The sequence below is a fragment of the Flavobacterium frigoris PS1 genome, assembly GCF_000252125.1.
Taxonomy (GTDB): Bacteria; Bacteroidota; Bacteroidia; order Flavobacteriales; family Flavobacteriaceae; genus Flavobacterium; species Flavobacterium frigoris_A.
This window is the reverse complement of record NZ_AHKF01000004.1, coordinates 23101-41850: the sequence shown is the minus strand read 5'-3', so window position 1 is coordinate 41850 and position 18750 is coordinate 23101. Positions and strand designations below refer to the sequence as shown.

The following is an 18750-nucleotide window of genomic DNA, read 5'->3' as shown; positions in this document are numbered from 1 at the left end:
TTTTTTTTAAGGATAGCGAACTTGCTTTGAAAATAATCTTGTATGTTGTCAAGTCATAGTCTATTGGCTTAAACAGAGTAGGGCAGTTTTAAAGAAAGAAAAAGGTTTTAACCGACATTAAGGAAGATAATTAAGATTATCGGCTAAATATCGGTTAAAACCTTTGTTAAAGCCCTATAAACAGGCTTAATTAGTGACCACGGTGGGATTTGAACCCACACGCCCTTGCGAGCACCAGCCCCTCAAGCTGGCAAGTCTACCGTTTCTCCACGTGGCCTAAATGAAAAAAAGGCCAAGTAATAAATTACTCGACCTTTTGTGACCCGACTGGGGCTCGAACCCAGGACCCCATCATTAAAAGTGATGTGCTCTACCAACTGAGCTATCGAGTCAATGCTTTCAAGTAACTTATATGTTGATCACATAAATTGTGACCCGACTGGGGCTCGAACCCAGGACCCCATCATTAAAAGTGATGTGCTCTACCAACTGAGCTATCGAGTCATATATTGTTCGCTTGAATGCGGGTGCAAATATAAGGACTTTATTTGATGTTTTCCAAGCAATTTTATTATAAATTTGTCTTTTTTTGACAATAAATTTTAACGTCTTAATTTACAAGGTTTTATTCTATGAAAAAAATTATATTATTAGGCTATATGGGTTGCGGGAAGTCGACAATTGCCAAAACACTGTCGAAAAACATTGGTGTACCATTTGTAGATTTAGATCAATATATCGAGAAAAAGGCAAATTCCAGCATTAATGCTATTTTTGAGCAGCGCGGAGAGATTCATTTTAGGAAGTTGGAGCATCAGGCTTTTGTTGAATTGTTGAATTCTTCAGAGCCAATGATTATTGGACTTGGGGGAGGGACTCCTTGTTATGCCAATAATCATGAATTGTTGATAGGGGAAAATGTGTTGTCTGTATATCTGAAGGCATCTATACAGACTTTATTCGACAGGCTATCTTTAAATAAAAGTAAAAGACCTCTTATAGCTGACAAAAGTGACGATGAATTGAAGGAGTTTATTGCAATGCATCTCTTCGAAAGGAGTTTCTATTACAATCAGGCGCAGTTTACGGTCCCTGTAGATGATAAAACCATAGATCAGACAGTTTTGGACATAGTGGCTACATTAGCTTAAATAAGCATAGCTATTGTCGTTTTTATCAAAAACCACCTGAACATGTTCTAATAGTGATGTTGAAAGTGAGATTCCTTTGAAATCGGCTTTTACTGGGTATTTCTTGTGATTACGATCTACCAAGACTGCTGTTTTAAATTTTTTCAAAGGAACGTCTAGAAAGTGTCTTATAGCATAGATTAATGTCGTTCCTGAGTTTAGCACATCATCAATAAGAATAAGACCTTTATTTTCATATTGTTCTTTTGACAAGGATGTGTGTATAGGTAATTCGGGATTTTGTTTATCTATTTGAACTTCACAAAGTGAAACTTCAAGCGGGGAGATTTTTTTTAGCTCCTCTGCGATTTTTTCTGCAAAAATGAACCCATTTGTAGCAATTCCAGCAAGAACGACTTCCTTTTCGTCTACAAAGGTTTCGTAGATTTGGTAAGCAATTCTTTTTGTTTTGTGCTCAATTTCTTGATTTGTCAGGATGATATTTTTACTCATTATTATTTAGTGTTTCAAGTTTAATGTTTCAAGTTATTCTTTGTCATCGTCATCATTAATGATGTCGTTTCCAAATTCGTCAATATCTCTTCTGTCTTTTTTGGTCGGTCTACCGGTACCATTTTTTCGATAATGTTCTTTCGATAATTTTAATAATTCCAAATGCTGGTAAGTTTCTGCAGGTGTGTCGTTTCGTCTGTAGATGTCAACTAATTTCGCTCCCACACGGCTCTCTGGTATGTCTAGTACTGTTATGATTTGTGTAATTTGATCCTTCCTGAACGTGATTTTATCTGTAGCAAAAACTTCCTTAGAAGGTTTCGCTACAAGCCCATTTACGGTAACATGATTTTTTTTGCAAGCCTCTGTTACCATATTTCTTGTCTTGTAATACCGGACACACCATAAAAATTTATCTATTCTCATAAAAATTCTAAAATCAGAGTTAAATAGTTTACAAAAATCAATCAATATTGTATCTTGCGCACTTAAAAATCAGCTATAATGAACAAATTTAAGTATTATTTTATTTTATCAATTACAACCCTGTCTTTATTTTCATGTTCAAAGAATAATGATACTCCAGATATAACTCCGCCTAGAGAATATGCAGTACAATACGCTACAGATATCACAGATATTGAAGAATATTTAAAAACAAACTATATAACCGTTGTGGACCATTCTGGTTTTGTTGATGATCAAGATGTAACCATTACTAAAATCCCTCAAGGAGGTACTCAACAATCGATTTTTTCTTATCTAAATAGTGCTACTTATCCTAAACTTTTGGTTAGGGAAGTTAGTAAGGGTTTACTTATTCATGATGTAGCTTATAAAATTTATTATTTAGTTTTAAGACCTGGAGTAGGTCAATCACCCTCTAATGTTGATGGCGTTTTAGCGGCTTATCATGGAGAATATTTGCAGCGCACCGTTACCACTGGAACTGAAACTGCACTTACTTCAACTTTTTTTGAGGATGTAAAATATCCACAAGATTTTTTTAATTTATATACAATTCAACCTATTCCACTTAGAGCTTGGAGTGAAATTTTTCCACAATTTAAAACAGGAAATTATTCGTCAAATGCTGACGGTACAGTTACTCATACTAATTTTGGAGCAGGAGTTATGTTTATTCCTTCCGGATTAGGATATTATAGTTCTGGATCGGGTTCAATTCCGGCCTATACACCTCTAGTTTTTAGTTTTAAATTATTTGAAATAAGGAGATTAGATCAAGATGGCGATGGAATTCCTTCATATTTAGAAGATTTGAATAATGATGGATATATTTATGATTACAGGAATACTGCTCATTATTCTTCAGCAGCTGGTGTAATAAATCCTGATGATACAGATGGAGATGGGATTCCTGACTTTGCAGATGTGGATGACGATGGAGATGGTTATAGCACAAAAAATGAAATTAAAAATCCTGCAACAGGCTTGTCTTACCCTTTTGCTTCCATTCCAAGTTGTGATGGCGGTACTACGGATCCAGCAAGATTGAAAAAACATTTAGATAAAAGCTGTCACTAATAGAATTTGGCGATAAATAAAAAATCCCATTCGCATAGCGAATGGGATTTTTTTTATGATAAAAAGTCAAATTATTTTCTTGCGATAACTCTTTCTACCGCTTCAACAATTGCTTGGTTGTTCAATTTGTATTTCTCCATTAATTTAGCAGGAGTTCCTGATTCACCAAAGCTGTCATTAACAGCTACAAACTCTTGTGGAGCTGGGTTGTTTAATGCTAATACTCTTGAAATGCTCTCTCCAAGGCCTCCAAGGATGTTGTGCTCTTCAGCAGTAACAACACATTTCGTTTTAGCCAATGATTTTAGAATTGCTTCCTCGTCTAATGGTTTGATCGTGTGAATGTTTATTACTTCTGCAGAAATCCCTTTTGCCTCTAGTGCTTCAGCAGCAATAAGCGCTTCCCAAACTAAGTGTCCTGTAGCAACAATAGTTACATCAGTACCTTCGCTAAGCATAATCGCTTTTCCTATTACGAAAGGCTCGTCAGCGGGTGTAAAGTTAGCAACAACTGGACGTCCAAAACGCAAGTAAGCTGGACCGTGATGGTCAGCAAGTGCTAATGTAGCTGCTTTAGTTTGATTATAATCACAAGTGTTGATTACTGTCATTCCTGGCAACATTTTCATCAATCCAATATCTTCAAGGATTTGGTGAGTCGCTCCATCTTCTCCTAATGTTAATCCGGCGTGTGAAGCACAAATTTTTACATTCTTGTCAGAGTAAGCAACTGATTGACGAATTTGGTCATACACTCTTCCTGTAGAAAAGTTAGCAAAAGTTCCTGTGAAAGGAATTTTTCCGCCAATGGTTAATCCAGCTGCAATTCCAATCATGTTTGCTTCAGCAATTCCGATTTGGAAAAAACGTTCTGGATGGTTCTTTTTGAAATCATCAAATTTCAATGAACCAATTAAATCAGCACAAAGTGCTACCACGTTTTCATTCTTTTGACCTAATTCAGTCATTCCTGCTCCAAAACCCGAACGAGTGTCTTTGCTTCCTGTATTTGTATATTTTTTCATCTCTTTGGTTCTGTGATTGTGTTTTTTAAAATTAATGTAAAATCCGTCTTCTGAATTTCCTTTAGGATTCTTATATGTAGCACTTTTTTATTTTCTATAAAATAAGACTTTGTAATTAATTCATCATTGATTAAATGGAATTTATTGCACCATAAAGGACTTGCTAGAATAGGGAAATTATAATGTTGATTTTTCGATATTTCGTTAAATTTTGTTTCAAAAAAGCTTTCTCTTATCAGTTTTGACTTTCTACTATTTTTGTATTGCTTAATGTTGATACTGTGGTTCCCCTTTTCTGTAATATAATTTACATCATAAAAACTAGTTTTTGAGTCTAAACAGTATTCGTAATTCACTTTTTTGCTTTCGGAGAACTTAAATAAACTATCATTATTAATTTCTTTTGACAAAAAATCTTTAAAATGGAAAATGATTCCTTTTTTATGATCAACTAAAATGACATTAAAAATTAAGTCACGTTTCACCTTATAGCTTAAATAGTATTCAGTGTCAGCTGAATTGGAAAACGTCATTTGACTATAGCTTGCTTTTTCACCTTCTTTTTCATGATAATCATATGAAGTGAAATAATCAAAATGATATTTTTCTTGCGAATAACTATTTTGAAAAATAAAAAAGATTAAAAAAAGACAAACATGTTTCATTATTCTTAATTAAAAAATTCAGCAATGAATCTGTTATCTAATTTAGTAGTCTAATTGACCCCCAACATTATAGTTTTGAGCTAATGCATTTTCAAGTTGCTCATCATTTGGTGCTTTACCGTGCCAAGCGTGAGTATGCATCATGAAATCTACTCCATTACCCATCTCTGTGTGTAATAAGACACAAACTGGTTTTCCTTTTCCTGTTCTTGATTTTGCATCTGTCATACCTGCAATAATAGCTTCGATGTCATTTCCTTTTACTATGTCAATCACGTCCCAATCAAAAGCTTCAAATTTAGCGCGGATACTTCCCATAGCTAAAACCTCGTCAGTAGTTCCGTCAATTTGTTTACCGTTAAGATCAATAGTTGCAATAAGATTGTCTACTTTTTTAGCAGATGCATACATGATTGCTTCCCAGTTTTGACCTTCTTGTAATTCACCATCACCGTGAAGTGTGTAGATTAAATGATTGTCATTGTTCAGTTTTTTAGCCTGTGCTGCTCCAATGGCTACAGATAAACCTTGTCCAAGTGAACCAGATGCAATTCTTACTCCTGGTAAATTATCGTGAGTAGTGGGATGTCCTTGTAATCTTGAATTGATAAGGCGAAAAGTCGCTAATTCAGAAACTGGAAAATATCCGCTTCTTGCTAAAACGCTATAAAAAACAGGAGAGATATGACCGTTTGAAAGGAAGAAAAGATCTTCTCCAATTCCGTCCATGTCAAAACCTTCTTTGCGTTCCATTAAGTTTTGGTATAAAGTTACCAGAAATTCGGTACAGCCAAGAGATCCTCCTGGGTGTCCAGAGTTTACGGCATGTACCATTCGAAGAATGTCTCTTCTGACTTGGATAGTTAAATCGCTTAATTGTTGTGTGTTAGGCTTCATTTTGTGTGTAAAAGTTAAACTGTTGCAAATGTAATTTTTATTTTGGCGTAAGACAAATGATTTTTGGAATAGTTGTTTTTTGATTTTTAGCTAAATACGATTGAAAAATGGCCGCTTGAGATTGAAATTAAGAAAAAATACAATCATTTTTTGAGTGACTTTTTTTTAATGATTCAGTAATTATTACCTTGCACCTATGTATGAACAATTAGCAAAGAGCATTGGCGAAAAAGTGGCGCTAACCACTGAAGAGTTTGAATTATGTAAAACATTTTTTATACCTAAGAAAATAAGGAAAAAACAAACCTTACTACTTGAAGGAGATATTTGTACGTATAATGCTTTTATTGAGAAAGGAGTCTTACGCTCTTATACTATTGATGATAAGGGAAATGAACATATAGTGCAATTTGGTTTTGAAGGTTGGTGGGTTACTGATTTGTCCAGTTATTTAACGGGTGCAAATTCTATATATACCATAGAAGCAATTGAAGATTCAGAATTATTGTTATTAACCGCTTCAGCGAGGGAAGAATTGATGATTCAGTTGCCTGCGTTTGAACGGTATCAAAGACTATTATTACAAAATGCTTACATCGCATTACAGACAAGGATTAATTCAGCTTTGAATGAAACAGCAGAAGAGAAATACTTGAAATTAACTGCTTCTTACACTAATATTATTGCCCGAGTACCGCAGCATATGGTGGCATCTTATCTTGGACTTACTCCAGAGACACTAAGTCGCGTAAGGAAACAAATCTCGCTTCGTAAATAAAATTGATTTAGATCAATGCCATTTCTTGTTCTAACTCAATGGAGCTATGCTGCTTCTTGCAGTAGTTTTGCATAATAAATTTGGAAACAATGCAAAACGTAAAAACAATCGCCGTTATCGGTGCATCTGATAAAAGAAATTTCACTGTGCTTAGAGAGTTATCTGAGCGATACCAGATGTTGTTATTTGACAAAGATCCAGTAGCGCTTTCAGAAATCTATGATTCTCTTTTAGCAAATAATCGCAATGTCACTATCGAAAAAATGGCTTGTGCTACTGATGCGAGTTGGGAAGCAGATATCATTATTCTTTCTGGTTTTTGTATTAATGACGAAGAAACTATCCAAAGAATTAAGAAAGTCGCAACGGCAAAGATTATCATTATTATGGAAAATGATGATGAGTTTACTAAGTCAATAAACAACAAACTGAGCTTTGACCTTGTTTTCCCTCACTCGAAAATTGTTGAGATTATAAATCTCAATGTGGACGAAAATGCTGAAAAAGAATTCCTTCTGGAAGGCCATGACTCCTATGCTTTAGATAGTGTTTCAGCGATTTTTGAGAGAATGGGTTTCAATACTTACGTTTCCCAATTAAATTAATAAAAATAGAAAATATATATTATGAGTAATTCAACATTATTACGTCCTTTTCAATTCAAGACTACCAGCTTTAGTAACCGTATGGCCATGGCCCCAATGACTCGAAGTCGTGCCGGAAACGAGGGGAACTTGGCTACTGAACAAATGGCAATTTATTATGCAGATCGTGCTGATGCTGGTTTGTTAATTACTGAAGGTACCGTTGTAAGTAAAAAAGCAGTAGGATTTATAAATGTTCCTGGAATATATAGCAAAGAGCAAACAGAAAGCTGGAAACAAGTAACGCAAGCGGTACATGACAAAGACGGAAAAATATTTGTACAGCTTTGGCATACTGGTCGTTTGTCACATCCTGAATTGCATAACGGAGAACTTCCACATGCGCCATCAGCAATCAATCCTGAGGCAAAAGCCTATGTAGAAAGTGGTTTTGTCGATACTGTAACTCCAAAGGAGATGACGGTAGAAGAAATTAAACAAACTGTTTTAGATTTTAAAAATAGCGCTGCAAATGCGGTTGAAGCTGGTTTTGATGGAGTCGAAATACATGCGTCAAACGGATACTTGTTTCACCAATTTTTTAATGGAGCATCTAACACACGTACTGATGAATATGGGGGAAGTATTGAAAATAAAGCACGAATTTTATTTGAAACTCTAGATGCATTAAAAGATGTTATAGACTATTCTAGAGTAGGTGTTCGTCTAAATCCTTCTATGCATGGAGTGCAGGGAATGACGGTTGATCAAGACACGATTCCTACCCACGAGTATATCGTAAACCGTTTAAATGATTATGGATTAGCCTATGTGCATTTTTCGGAACCCTTTACTGATGTAAGCGCAGTGCCTTTTGCTGTCACTGAAATTGCTAAACATTTCAGACCTATATACAAAGGTTTATTGATGATTAACAAAGGATTTACTAAAGAATCTGGAAACCAAGTAATAGAAGATGGTTATGCAGATATGGTAGCGTATGGAGTTCCATTTATTGCCAACCCTGATTTAGTAGCACGCTTCGAGAAAGACGCTCCGCTAAATGCTGCTGACCAAAGTACTTTTTATACTTTTACAGCTAAGGGATACAATGATTATCCAAAAATGGACGCCTAATTTAATTGATGAGAATTTAATTTGTGAATAGGGTCTTGCCATTTTTATTATTCAATGCTAATGATGCAATAGAGGTATTGTTTTTAATATTGATTGGTAAATCCTAATAATTGAAAAAGCCCCAATTGGGGCTTTTTGATTTTATAAGTATTGAAGGTTTCAATACTGTTATTTTGATCTTATTTCTTCATATGTTATTTCCTCAAATTCAAGGTCTTTCGTGGTATCAGTATTATTTTTCTTTTTTGGTATCGCACAACCATTCGCAACACAGCAACCAGTATTGGTAGCTACTTGATATAGTAGGAAAGCAGCTAAAAGAGCTGAGAGTATACTCTGGGTTTCGTAGGCCTGGATGCCAATGTAAACGCCTAATGCAAGACGGACAAAACGCATGACGTTCCAATCACTTAGTAAAGTTTGTAAATTCATTATATTTTGTTTTGTAAGCTACTCCAGCCTCCGCCATTATGCACCTGAGTAAAACCATTTGATTTTAAAATGCTTTTTGCTGATGCGCTTCGCATACCTGACGCACAACAAGTGATCACGGTACTCTCTTTTTTTAGTTTTGAAATGTGTCTAGACAAATCGTCTAACGGAGCGTTGATGGAGCCTTTAATATGTCCTTGTTTGTATTCGCCGGGGCTGCGCACATCAAGTATTACAGCTCCTTGTTTTACTAATGCCGCATAATCAACTTTAGGACCGAAGCCAAATAAATTTTTTAGTGTATTTATCATTTTATTTTGTTGCTTGAGATTTATAATAATTTACGTCTAACCAAGAACCACCATTATAGCACTCAATTCCATGTTGGGAAAGAAAATGCTGGGCTTGGCCACTTCTGTTGCCAGATGCGCAACAAAGGATTAATGGTGCTTTCAGGTTTTTCAATTCTTCGATTCGTTCCGGAATTTCATTTAATGCGATATTTATAGATCCTACTACGTTGCCTCCCATGAATTCAGCATACGAACGCACATCTACTATAGTTCCTTGGTTTTCTTTGATTATTTGTTCTATTTTCATTTCTTTACTTTTTTAAATTTGATTTATATTAAAAAATAATGCTTTCGTTGTATGATTTTATTAATGTTGATTTGCAATGAAAGTATTTTTACAATACAAAAGTACCACAACTAAAAAGCTTTTACAGTAACTTTTGTTACACAAGCATATTTATTGGTTAGAGCTTTATTTTTTTCACGACTAAGATTCCAATTTCTTAATAGGAATACAGAGGAACTTAATTTAGTACATAAAAAAGCCTGTTCAAGACAGGCTTTTAATTAACTGATTTGAGCAAATGCTTACATTCGTTGGTTTGTAAGATTATCAGCTTTGAAGGCATTTATATTGATTGACCCCATAGCAATTCCCGTTAGGACTGCATCCGCTTTTTTCTCTTCATCCAAAGTTATAGCGAGTAAATTGGCCGCTTTATTTTCGCCAAGTGTTTTTGCATAAGCGTGTAAAGTACCATAAGTTGCTATTTCGTAGTGTTTTACTTTTTGTTCTGATGCAATAATACCAGCATCACGAACTACGCCAATGTCAGTTTTATTGATCATGTCATTACTTTCTTTTAATATGCCCTCCATAGCCTCACATTTTTTGGCGGCAGGTTTAATTCCTGTTGCCTCAAATATTTTTTCCAATCGAGAAACATGTTCGTTTGTTTCTGTCAAGTGATTTTTTAAAGTGTTAACCAACTCTGGTGTTGAGGCATTTTTCATCATTTTTGGCAAAGTTTTACTTAATGTTTTTTCTGCATAGTAAATATCTTTTAAGCCAACTTCAAATAAATCTCTCAATCCATGCGCCGCATTTGCTTTTGCTTGTGGTGTCGCTTTACTTGCTTCTTGTTTTTTTGTTGTAGGTGCCATAATAGTTTGTTTTTTAAAGATTAATTTTTTTTAAGTAACACAAAAATGGTTAGTATCTTTTTAAGGGCTCACCACTTTGCTTTTTTTATTAAAATTTTAAAATCATACGCAATAATTTTACCGTTTATATCTCTTATAAAATTAGGTAAAATGTTTTGTAAATCACTGTTAATTAACTTAATAGGCTTAATATGAAGCTTATTTAACTATAATTAATTAGGACGTTTCTTTATAATAACAAATTTTTGGTTTTGATATGGAATAACTACCTCATATTTAATGTATAATATTTTAATTCAATAGAATTTAGTAAAAAAATATAGCTAATAATTTTTGTTCTATTTTAAATGTAAAAATCCCGATCGTCCCTAATTTAAAAGGGGGTGATCGAGATTGTTTTTTGTTCTTATACCGAGGGATGTGTAAATAACACAACACTCCTGCTTTTAGCAGAATATTATTTTTCCATTTTTTCTAGCATTTTAATAATCTTATCTAGCTTATCAACCTCAATATTATTTAGTTTCGTAGCCAAAGCTTCGATTTCCAGTTTTGCCTCTATATTAGTCTGGTAATCTGCTTGTGCATGTATTCGATCTCTTTCATTTTGTCTGTTTTGCGACATCATGATGATTGGTGCTGCGTAAGCCGCTTGGGTTGAGAAAACTAAATTTAATAATATAAAGGGGTAAACATCCCAATGCTGAATAAAAGCCATTGTGTTCAGGCCCATCCACAGAACAACCAAAACGGTTTGTACGATTATGAATCGCCAAGATCCCATACTATTGGCCACAGCATCTGCTAGACGATTACCAAATTCCAATGTCTCATGATGTTTTTCATGCCAATTTTTTCTGTTTAACATTTTACTTTGTTTAGGTTAGGATTGCATTTTTAAATATTATTTCTTTTTTATGATAATTGTAAAAACAGCCAGAACTACAATTGCTTCTTATACATATTGCTATGCGATCGTATAATAAGTAAGCTCATTACTATTAATGAAACTACAGAAGCACTTAAGGTTCCCAGATCTAAGCCGCCCTTAGTGATAGGTTTTGTTAAAAAATCACCAAAGGTAGCACCAAAAGGTCGACTGAAGATGAAGGCTATCCAAAAAAGAACAATGTGATTGATTTTAGTAGTATAGTGCAATAGAACAACAATTAAGATTATAGCAGCAGTAACCAAAGCACCATTCAAATAGCTGAGACCAATAACATCACTCAAATAATCTCCAAAAGCAGTTCCTAAGCTATTTGAGAAAAGAATAGCGATCCAATAATAAATTTCCTTGTTCTGATTCGTGATGGGGTATACCTCTAAGGACTTGAATTTTTTAAACCAAAGCAGTAAGGTCAAGACTAAACCAGAAAATAATAAAAGGCTCCCGATCGTATATCCTAAATGCAAACTTCTATCAATGAAATCAGAGATTTCAGTTCCTAAAGTGGTCGTGGCAATGATAACCAGCCAATAGAAGACAGGAATGTGCTTTTTAGCATGCAACTGAACTGCTAACACTAACATAAAGAATATTGTTGTTACTATTAGACCTACTGTATAGCCTAGATGTAATGTTTGAGCTATATAATCACCCAAAGTCTCTCCCAATGTGGTTGCGACAATTTTCATTAGCCAAAATAGTAAGCCCACTTCAGCTACTTTATTTATTTTTTCCATCGAAAATTGTATTTGTTTTTTTAAGTGTATTAGTTGCGTACTCTATGACTACAGTAACCGTCTGCCAATAGGTAAATATAGTTTAATCTTAGTGTCCTTAACTTAATTTTTAATTAAGTTAAGGATGATGCTCATCGAAGGATAGTTGCTATTAATCTTTATTAAAATGTGGTTCGTCTAAAATATCTTTATTAAACTCGCTAGTCGTTCTATATTTGTGTTATAGTTAACGCTAGGAGAAGAAAAAAATAATATTTATTATAATTGGTTATTATGTTAAGTTAAAAAAGCGTCAGTAAAATAAGTGTATCTGTAAATGTAGCAGCTTGAGATAAGAATAAATCATTTAGCAACACTTTGAAAAAATACAGAACTGACATGTTTTTTTGTAACTAGTTGTTGATTTTAAGATTAAATTAAATTTCCCCATTTTAATTTACGAATAACAGTCTTAGCCTTTAACGCTGAGGCTGTTATTCATTTAGGGGCTATTTTTCAATTATGGTTAGTAACGATTGCAAAATACCTTGTCCTTCTTCCCAGTATCCCAATTGGGAGTCTGAGTTTAGATGGCCTTTTAGGCCAATGTTGACGAAGGCACTTCCCCATTGTTCTGCCAGAAATTGGGCTCTTTCCGTTGAAATGTAAGGGTCGTTTGAGCTCGTTACCACTATAGAAGGATAATCTAATTTTGATAGAGGAATTGGAGAAAAATTCCAAGTTTCCTCCGGTGTATGATTTATGGAATCTACGTCAGCAGGTGCCACAAGTAAAGCCCCAACTATTTTTTGAGTATTGTTGGTTTTTGACCAATGGGCTACTAAGGATACTGCCAGGCTGTGCGCGACAATAACGATTTTGCCGTCAATAGCTGAAATTGCAGAATCGAGGTTGTTTAGCCAAGCGGACAAAAGAGGTTGGTTCCAATCGTTTTGAATTACTTTTTTAGAGTTGTCAAACTTAGTCAGCCAATAATTTTGCCAGTGTTCCTGTCCGGAATCCCCTAATCCAGGGACAATCAAAAGAGTGTAGTTCATGTAATTTTTATTTTATTTTAATTGTGTGTTTTGTTTAATGCAACTATTTTGAATTGGCATTAATGTAGTTTTTTTATTCGAATAATTCAGACTGGGGAATGGCTAATTTTATTTGATCCAACAACAGTTTGTTTTTGGTAGCTATTTTAATTTTTAAGGATTCAAGTAGAGTAATTTCTTCTGTATTAATTTTAGCTTTTTCGATTGTTTTTTGTAGACGTCCCGCTATAACCGCGCCGTCATTCCATTTGCCAAGCAGTTCAGTTAAATTCTCTTTCTTTGCAGTAGTTTGCTTTTGGTTTTCCAAGGACTGACTCATCTGATTGTAATAATAGATCTTGAGTAATTTTCGCAACTCGTGTAACTGACCTATATCTAAATAGGGCTGACGTAGAACATCTTTTATTTTTGCGGCCTTTATAAGCAAATGCCTATTTACTTTTTTGCAGTCTATTTTAGAAAGGAAAGGATTGGTCTTTTTGTATTTCTTTTTTAGCAGCCTAGTCGTCTTGTCGTTTAGCAATGAAAAATAGAGCTTTTTTTCTTTACCCTGCTGTTTGTTCAATTTAGTTCTGTATTCTAAAAGTAAATCATCTTGTATGTACTTTTTAAAGGTGGCTTCTTCAATCTGAAGATCGCGTACTTTTCCAGCTTGTCGAAAAATAATTTTAAAAGGTTTGATCATTTTTTTTCGTCTAAATTTTTTAGAGGAAGAGTCGATTAAATCAAAAAGAGCATTCAGTTTTTTAATTTCAACACGAAGTTGATGGAAAGTCTCTGGAGTATATTTTTTTTTAGGCTTTCCCAATTGAGACAGAAGAGCCTTTTTTCGAGTTTTAAAATATGTTTTGAGTGCTTTCATCAGTTAAAATTCATCTCTTTCCTAAAGGGATAAGGTGTTTACAGTGTTTTCCGAATCAAATGCGACTCAATACGATTGGGGAAAGCGTTGTTTATTGCAAACAATTTTCAGTCACTACCAAATTTAACCAAATTTAAATATCAAACCTAAAAATTCGACCAGCCTTTTAACACCAATATTTTATAAAGATTCTATCGTCAGAATTATTTTAAAAATCATACATTAGTAAAAAAAAATGCGCTTCACATTTGCCGTACTCGTTTTGTTGTTAGTGAGCTGCAGCTCAAAAAAGATAAAGGACGTTTCTTATTTACAGACCACCGTCTCTGGTGTTTCTGATAGTCCGCGTATGAATATATTTGTTCCCAGAAATCCCAAAGCAGCACAAAATCCCGTTTTGATTTTTGTACATGGTGGGAATTGGAACAGTGGCCGTAAAGGTACTTATGATTTGTTAGGGAGGAATTTTGCAAAAAAGGGCGTGGTTACAATCATTCCAGATTATACTTTGAGCCCAGATGCAGACTATGACGCCATGACTAAGCAGATTGCTGCTGTGATACAGTGGGCAAAAGACAGTGTTAGTAAATATAAAGGAAACCCGAATGAAATTTTCATAACAGGTCATTCTGCTGGGGGACACTTGGGAGCTTTGGCGGTTATGAACCCGAAGTATGGGATCAATTCGGCAGCAATTTCTGGTATAATATTAAATGATGCTGCAGGACTGGATATGAAACACTATTTAGAGGAAAACCCTCCAACAGCTACAGATGACTATTTAACCACTTGGACGAAGAAGCCAAACAATTGGCAGCAAGCCTCTCCAATTTATTTTTTAGATAAAAACACACCGCCTTTTTTAATCTATGTAGGTGATAAAACATATACATCTATAAAAATTGCTAATAGCCGTTTTGTAGATGCATTACAACCCTACCAACCCAATGTTACTCCTATTCGATTAAACAAAAAACATGTGCCTATGGTTGTGCAGTATTTTTGGCCTTGGAGTAACCGGTTTGATGAGGTTATTAAATTTATGGATAGTAATAGAAGGTAAGGCCCTTCTATTTTTCAGCGATTTTAGTTGACTTTCTAGTTTCTTGTTCTTTTAGGATATCACTTAGGAATGGCTTTGTAATTTCATCCATTTCATTTTCTGTGATTTCTAGGGCTTTTGGATTTTTAATTAATTGCAACCATGGTTTTGCAGCGTCAAAATCATAAGAACCAAAAACAATTACCGGAGTTCCTTTTACTTTTACATTTTCCTGATCTGCCAGCACCCATTGGTCAGCCCAGTCATAAAGGTAACGGGCATCCGTTTCCTGAAGTCGTAAACAGGAGTGCGAGGCCGGATAACCTGGTAAGCTGTATTGGTGCCAACCCACACCTAATTTATTCTCTACATTAAAATTCCAACGTAAATCCCATTCGTCATTGAATGTACTAGTAGTTTCTTCTGCTTTCCAGTTAGTAAAGAAAAGCCCCGTTGGAGTAGGGTCTTTTTTTCTACCCATATTTGTTGGCCCTGTATAGATCAATTCCCCATTTTCGTAGGCAGCAAACGTTTGAGTTGGATACGAGAAATAAATAATCTTGTCAATACTCTCAAGAGAACTAACATGATGAGGGAACGGCAAGTAAAATTCAATATCGCCACTCATATCACCAGCGACAACTACAGAATCCATTTGTGTAAAATTTGCTTTATCGGTTCTGTTAAGTGCAAGAGCAATTCGCATTTTAGAATTGTCTTGTGCATTTGTTTCTAACCACTGCTTGGTATTTTCTAAGGTGTAAGAAATCGCTTTTGGTTCTTTGCGTACTTTGCGCACGGGAGCTTTCTTAGTGGCCTCAGCAGATTCATTTTGCTTACAAGAAAATGACACTGCCATAATCGTAAAGAGGATAATTAATTTTTTCATATTCAATTTATATACTACAAAATTGGCTTTTTTAATTAGCTAATGTATTATACAATTATTTCAATATGTTATTTTATTTACATATTCCGAGAACTATTGATTCAGTTTTAACACTTTAAAGTTAATACACTCTACTGGCTACAAAATGCCTTTATTACTTCAGAACATAGAACGCTGTTTGTGAAAATTATTATTAATAAAGGTAGGGTAAACTACTTTATAGTTGTCTTACTGTTGAAGTCAAGAAGACAAACGATAGTGTACTATCATTAAAATTTAAATTATGAAAGCAATTAAAACTATATTGACAATAGTATTATTTGGAGCTGTAGCTACCGTAAATGCTCAGGAAACCAAAGTGAAAAGTGAAGCGAAAATAAGCACAAATCAAGAAAAATTGTCCTATTACGAGCAAAGAGGTGCAGAAGATGCGAGTTACGAACTGAAGTTTAAAGCAAAAAGTAAAAGTGATGAAGAATCATTTTGGCAGGAGCAAGAACAGTATGAAAAAGAGTTAAAGAAGGATAATAGAAGAGCATACAGAGTGTATATGCAAGGAAAAAAAGATACTTATGCTGAACATCATCATCATTGTGATGACCATTGTTACCACAGTGATTCGTTCTATCATCATGCAGGATTTTATTATTACGAATACGACCAACGTAATTACCAAAGAAGTCCTAGTAGAACCTCAGTTAAAACACAAGTAGGGGTACGTGTGCCAAGTGTACGCTTAGGAGTTTTTTAAATATGTGAAATTAGTTGAAAAAACCGTTCTTTCTTAGGTAGAAAGAAGCGGTTTTTTTTTATGTGAAATGATCTTTTAAATAGCGATTTGCCCCTTGAGTTTAGGAGTTCTGTTCCTAATTAGTAATAGATTTGTTAGTATTGTTTTAAACCGGAATCAACTAATAGCTTTCTTAAGCTACGTTTCTCCAAGTCAGTTAAGTTTTCAAATACAAACTGCAGTAAAACTGCTTCGTAGTCAGTAGGAGAAATGATATCCATTCCTAGATTTTTTATTTGCTGAAAATCATTTTCTGTGGGAACCGAAAAATAGTTGCCTTCTTGAAGGTTTTGTTTCTTAGTTTTTAAATGGTCTCCCCTTTGTAATAATTGGATAGCCTGTATTAAAAGAGCTACTCCTAATGGATAGAGCTGAATAATGTGCCAAAACAATGATTTTTCAGGGCAAACATCTAGTTGCGCAATTTCGATTATTTCGCCTGTATCGATGCCGGCATCGGGAATGGTATGAAGTGTGCAGCCTATCGTTTTATTTTGTTCTTTGATAGCGTGAAGCGTTCCCATAATTCCTTTGTAGTGGGGCAAAATAGCTGAATGAAGGTTTAATAAACCTAATTTTGGAACTTGGATAATGGCATCTTTAAATATTTTTCCAAAACGAATCGAAATAAATAAATCGGGCTCATACAATTTCATCTCAGTAATAAACTCTTCCGAATTTACATTAGTTGCTTTTTCAAATGGGAAAGAATTGAATGTGTGATCAAAAAACTCAAACGAATACCTGAGTTTAGTGTTTTTAGTAAAATTGGCTATTTCATTATGAAAATAATGTTTTTCATAGTGTTCTAATCGAACTAAATCAGCGGCTTTTCCGTCCGGATTCCCTACAGATTCTGAATAATATATTCTTAAGGTATGATGCCTCAATTCTTGCTTAAGCAAATTATAGGCAATATTGGCCTGAAGATCCTTGTTAAGGAATAATACTATTTTCATTTAAATAGATGTTGTTGTTCATAATGGGGAGCCGTGCTGCTGTTTTATTTTCTTGTCATTGTGAGCAAAGTTTGTAAAATCGCACTAACTATTGTGCATATCCGAGCGATCGGGTTTTTTGAGCGTTAAAATTTTCCTTGTTTTGATACTATATATTTTCTTAAATCAGAGGTCAGAATATCATTTAATTCTTTTTTATTACTGGCAGTACTTTCAATAAAAGCTAATCCAAATACAGGATATTTATTTATATCTAATTCTCTAATTAATATCGGTTTTTCAAAGTCTTTAGCAAGATCTGAATAGTTAAATCTTAAAATATCCGAAGGGATTATGCCCGAATTATTATCCAAAATAATGACACTAAATATTTTATTCTCTTTTCCTTTAAATATGGTATCCCAGTCTGGTTTTTTATTTTCACAAAAGCATTTGTATTCATTAAATCCTAAAGTTACTCCCATAAGGTCAGCCGTAGTGCAAAACCCACCAAATCGTAAAGGGTTTACTTCGATAGGGATTATTTTCCCATTTTCATCTATGCGGACTTCTGCATGAGCTGGGAAATTTTTTAAATGTAACTCTTTACCAATTTTACTTAAAAAATATTCAAGATCAATTTTATACTTTTCAATGATTGCTTTGGATGTTGAATAAACCCGATCACTTGTATCTGTTCCGGAGGAGAAGAGGTGATGTAAAACGTTTAACAAAACAGCATCTCCATTATTGTCGTAATAATAATCGATTGCATATTCTTCTCCTCGAATAAATTCTTCGATAATAAAATTACTGGTGTTTAAAACATTTTCAGGAAATATACTTTTAAGTTTATCAGCTTGTAACTCACTTTTAGCTTTTATCCAGTCTTTTTCATTTTCTACGATATGAACTCCTATGCTAAAGAAACCAACAGCAGGTTTAATTACAAATGGGAAACGTATTTCATCATCGGACAATCGTTGGATTTCTTCAATACTTATTTGCTTGAAATAAAAGTCGGGAAATAACTCTTTTATAAGTTCTCTAAACTTTACTTTATTTTTTAAAACATGTAATTGGCTTGATAATTCACTTTCTCCATAGTATTGATCGATCCAAGCTAATGCGTTCTCTGAATTGCTATAAAGAGAAATTTCTGGATCGTTTTTTAGTAAAGCGAGTGCTTCCTCTTCCGGTATCCATGCCAAAGAATCATCTTTTACCAATTCTTTGGCTACTTTGGTTGCAATTATTTTATAATTATTGTCTTTTATTGTTTCGATAAGAAAATCGGAAACAAAGGGCTTGTCTATTAAGAACATACTAGTTAGTTGTTTTTT

23 protein-coding genes and 3 tRNA genes are annotated in these 18750 nt (G+C 34.2%); 7 read left to right on the top strand and 19 right to left on the bottom strand.

What is annotated here, in order from left to right:
* Window positions 1-194: 194 nt before the first annotated feature.
* From HJ01_RS00280 to HJ01_RS00270, 3 genes are all read right to left on the bottom strand, one after another.
* Window positions 195-277 (bottom strand) — tRNA-Leu (locus HJ01_RS00280).
* Window positions 278-319: 42 nt separating this feature from the next.
* A tRNA-Lys gene (locus tag HJ01_RS00275) sits at window positions 320-392 on the bottom strand.
* A 39-nt stretch (window positions 393-431) separates the two neighbouring features.
* A tRNA-Lys gene (locus tag HJ01_RS00270) sits at window positions 432-504 on the bottom strand.
* A gap of 128 nt (window positions 505-632) precedes the next feature.
* Here HJ01_RS00270 and HJ01_RS00265 point away from each other — a divergent pair.
* Complete coding sequence (locus HJ01_RS00265; protein WP_007136227.1) at window positions 633-1151, top strand: shikimate kinase; 519 nt, start codon at window positions 633-635, stop codon at window positions 1149-1151.
* Here HJ01_RS00265 and HJ01_RS00260 read toward each other — a convergent pair.
* Together HJ01_RS00260 and HJ01_RS00255 are read right to left on the bottom strand one after the other, a co-directional pair.
* On the bottom strand, window positions 1143-1643 hold the full coding sequence (locus tag HJ01_RS00260; RefSeq protein ID WP_007136226.1) for a phosphoribosyltransferase family protein: 501 nt from the start codon (window positions 1641-1643) through the stop codon (window positions 1143-1145). The genes HJ01_RS00265 and HJ01_RS00260 overlap by 9 nt on opposite strands.
* Before the next feature lie 33 nt (window positions 1644-1676).
* Window positions 1677-2069, bottom strand: a complete 393-nt coding sequence (locus HJ01_RS00255) for an RNA-binding S4 domain-containing protein (RefSeq protein WP_040473550.1) — start codon at window positions 2067-2069, stop codon at window positions 1677-1679.
* 78 nt (window positions 2070-2147) lie between these two features.
* Between HJ01_RS00255 and HJ01_RS00250 the strand changes: the two genes are divergently transcribed.
* Entirely contained in the window at window positions 2148-3188 is a 1041-nt protein-coding gene (locus tag HJ01_RS00250) for an FKBP-type peptidyl-prolyl cis-trans isomerase (protein ID WP_007136224.1), read from the top strand.
* Window positions 3189-3259: 71 nt separating this feature from the next.
* Here HJ01_RS00250 and HJ01_RS00245 read toward each other — a convergent pair whose 3' ends face one another.
* From HJ01_RS00245 to HJ01_RS00235, 3 genes are read right to left on the bottom strand one after another with little or no spacing between them, the layout of a single operon-like run.
* Window positions 3260-4213 carry a transketolase family protein gene (locus HJ01_RS00245; RefSeq protein ID WP_007136223.1) on the bottom strand — a complete coding sequence of 318 codons (954 nt, stop codon included), beginning with the start codon at window positions 4211-4213 and terminating at the stop codon, window positions 3260-3262.
* A complete protein-coding gene (locus HJ01_RS00240; RefSeq protein ID WP_007136222.1) occupies window positions 4210-4878 on the bottom strand; it encodes a hypothetical protein in 669 nt (222 codons plus the stop codon). Before HJ01_RS00240 ends, HJ01_RS00245 begins: the two co-directional genes overlap by 4 nt.
* A 42-nt stretch (window positions 4879-4920) precedes the next feature.
* Complete coding sequence (locus HJ01_RS00235; RefSeq protein ID WP_007136221.1) at window positions 4921-5775, bottom strand: transketolase; 855 nt, start codon at window positions 5773-5775, stop codon at window positions 4921-4923.
* A gap of 196 nt (window positions 5776-5971) precedes the next feature.
* On the opposite strand from HJ01_RS00235, the gene HJ01_RS00230 reads away from it, so the two are divergent.
* From HJ01_RS00230 to HJ01_RS00220, 3 genes are all read left to right on the top strand, one after another.
* Window positions 5972-6553 (top strand): Crp/Fnr family transcriptional regulator, encoded by a 582-nt coding sequence (locus HJ01_RS00230; protein WP_007136220.1) that lies wholly within the window; start codon window positions 5972-5974, stop codon window positions 6551-6553.
* Between the two features lie 89 nt (window positions 6554-6642).
* Window positions 6643-7158, top strand: a complete 516-nt coding sequence (locus HJ01_RS00225; protein ID WP_007136219.1) for a hypothetical protein — start codon at window positions 6643-6645, stop codon at window positions 7156-7158.
* 21 nt (window positions 7159-7179) lie between these two features.
* Window positions 7180-8274 carry an alkene reductase gene (locus HJ01_RS00220; RefSeq protein ID WP_040473549.1) on the top strand — a complete coding sequence of 365 codons (1095 nt, stop codon included), beginning with the start codon at window positions 7180-7182 and terminating at the stop codon, window positions 8272-8274.
* 168 nt (window positions 8275-8442) lie between these two features.
* Here the strand turns inward: HJ01_RS00220 and HJ01_RS00215 are convergent, their stop codons facing one another.
* From HJ01_RS00215 to HJ01_RS00180, 8 genes are all read right to left on the bottom strand, one after another.
* Window positions 8443-8706: a hypothetical protein gene (locus HJ01_RS00215; protein WP_007136217.1), complete on the bottom strand. Its 264-nt coding sequence runs from the start codon at window positions 8704-8706 to the stop codon at window positions 8443-8445.
* Window positions 8706-9017, bottom strand: a complete 312-nt coding sequence (locus HJ01_RS00210) for a rhodanese-like domain-containing protein (RefSeq protein WP_007136216.1) — start codon at window positions 9015-9017, stop codon at window positions 8706-8708. Before HJ01_RS00210 ends, HJ01_RS00215 begins: the two co-directional genes overlap by 1 nt.
* A gap of 1 nt (window position 9018) precedes the next feature.
* Entirely contained in the window at window positions 9019-9306 is a 288-nt protein-coding gene (locus HJ01_RS00205; protein ID WP_007136215.1) for a rhodanese-like domain-containing protein, read from the bottom strand.
* A 281-nt stretch (window positions 9307-9587) separates the two neighbouring features.
* Window positions 9588-10163, bottom strand: a complete 576-nt coding sequence (locus HJ01_RS00200) for a ferritin-like domain-containing protein (RefSeq protein ID WP_007136214.1) — start codon at window positions 10161-10163, stop codon at window positions 9588-9590.
* A gap of 457 nt (window positions 10164-10620) precedes the next feature.
* On the bottom strand, window positions 10621-11031 hold the full coding sequence (locus HJ01_RS00195; RefSeq protein WP_007136213.1) for a DUF1003 domain-containing protein: 411 nt from the start codon (window positions 11029-11031) through the stop codon (window positions 10621-10623).
* A gap of 74 nt (window positions 11032-11105) precedes the next feature.
* Window positions 11106-11849 (bottom strand): membrane protein, encoded by a 744-nt coding sequence (locus HJ01_RS00190; RefSeq protein WP_007136212.1) that lies wholly within the window; start codon window positions 11847-11849, stop codon window positions 11106-11108.
* 488 nt (window positions 11850-12337) lie between these two features.
* Window positions 12338-12886 (bottom strand): RBBP9/YdeN family alpha/beta hydrolase, encoded by a 549-nt coding sequence (locus HJ01_RS00185; protein ID WP_007136211.1) that lies wholly within the window; start codon window positions 12884-12886, stop codon window positions 12338-12340.
* A 73-nt stretch (window positions 12887-12959) separates the two neighbouring features.
* Window positions 12960-13748: a CHAD domain-containing protein gene (locus tag HJ01_RS00180; protein ID WP_007136210.1), complete on the bottom strand. Its 789-nt coding sequence runs from the start codon at window positions 13746-13748 to the stop codon at window positions 12960-12962.
* A gap of 235 nt (window positions 13749-13983) precedes the next feature.
* Here HJ01_RS00180 and HJ01_RS00175 point away from each other — a divergent pair, with 235 nt between their 5' ends.
* Window positions 13984-14811: an alpha/beta hydrolase gene (locus HJ01_RS00175; RefSeq protein ID WP_007136209.1), complete on the top strand. Its 828-nt coding sequence runs from the start codon at window positions 13984-13986 to the stop codon at window positions 14809-14811.
* A 7-nt stretch (window positions 14812-14818) separates the two neighbouring features.
* Here the strand turns inward: HJ01_RS00175 and HJ01_RS00170 are convergent, their stop codons facing one another.
* Window positions 14819-15679, bottom strand: coding sequence for a L,D-transpeptidase (locus HJ01_RS00170; protein ID WP_007136208.1), 861 nt, complete (start codon window positions 15677-15679; stop codon window positions 14819-14821).
* 283 nt (window positions 15680-15962) lie between these two features.
* Here HJ01_RS00170 and HJ01_RS00165 point away from each other — a divergent pair, with 283 nt between their 5' ends.
* A complete protein-coding gene (locus HJ01_RS00165) occupies window positions 15963-16430 on the top strand; it encodes a hypothetical protein (protein ID WP_007136207.1) in 468 nt (155 codons plus the stop codon).
* A 134-nt stretch (window positions 16431-16564) separates the two neighbouring features.
* On the opposite strand, the gene HJ01_RS00160 is transcribed toward HJ01_RS00165, so the two are convergent.
* Both HJ01_RS00160 and HJ01_RS00155 read right to left on the bottom strand, forming a co-directional pair.
* Window positions 16565-17428 (bottom strand): formyl transferase, encoded by an 864-nt coding sequence (locus HJ01_RS00160; RefSeq protein WP_007136206.1) that lies wholly within the window; start codon window positions 17426-17428, stop codon window positions 16565-16567.
* Window positions 17429-17553: 125 nt separating this feature from the next.
* Window positions 17554-18732, bottom strand: a complete 1179-nt coding sequence (locus HJ01_RS00155; protein ID WP_007136205.1) for an ATP-grasp domain-containing protein — start codon at window positions 18730-18732, stop codon at window positions 17554-17556.
* Window positions 18733-18750: the final 18 nt, after the last annotated feature.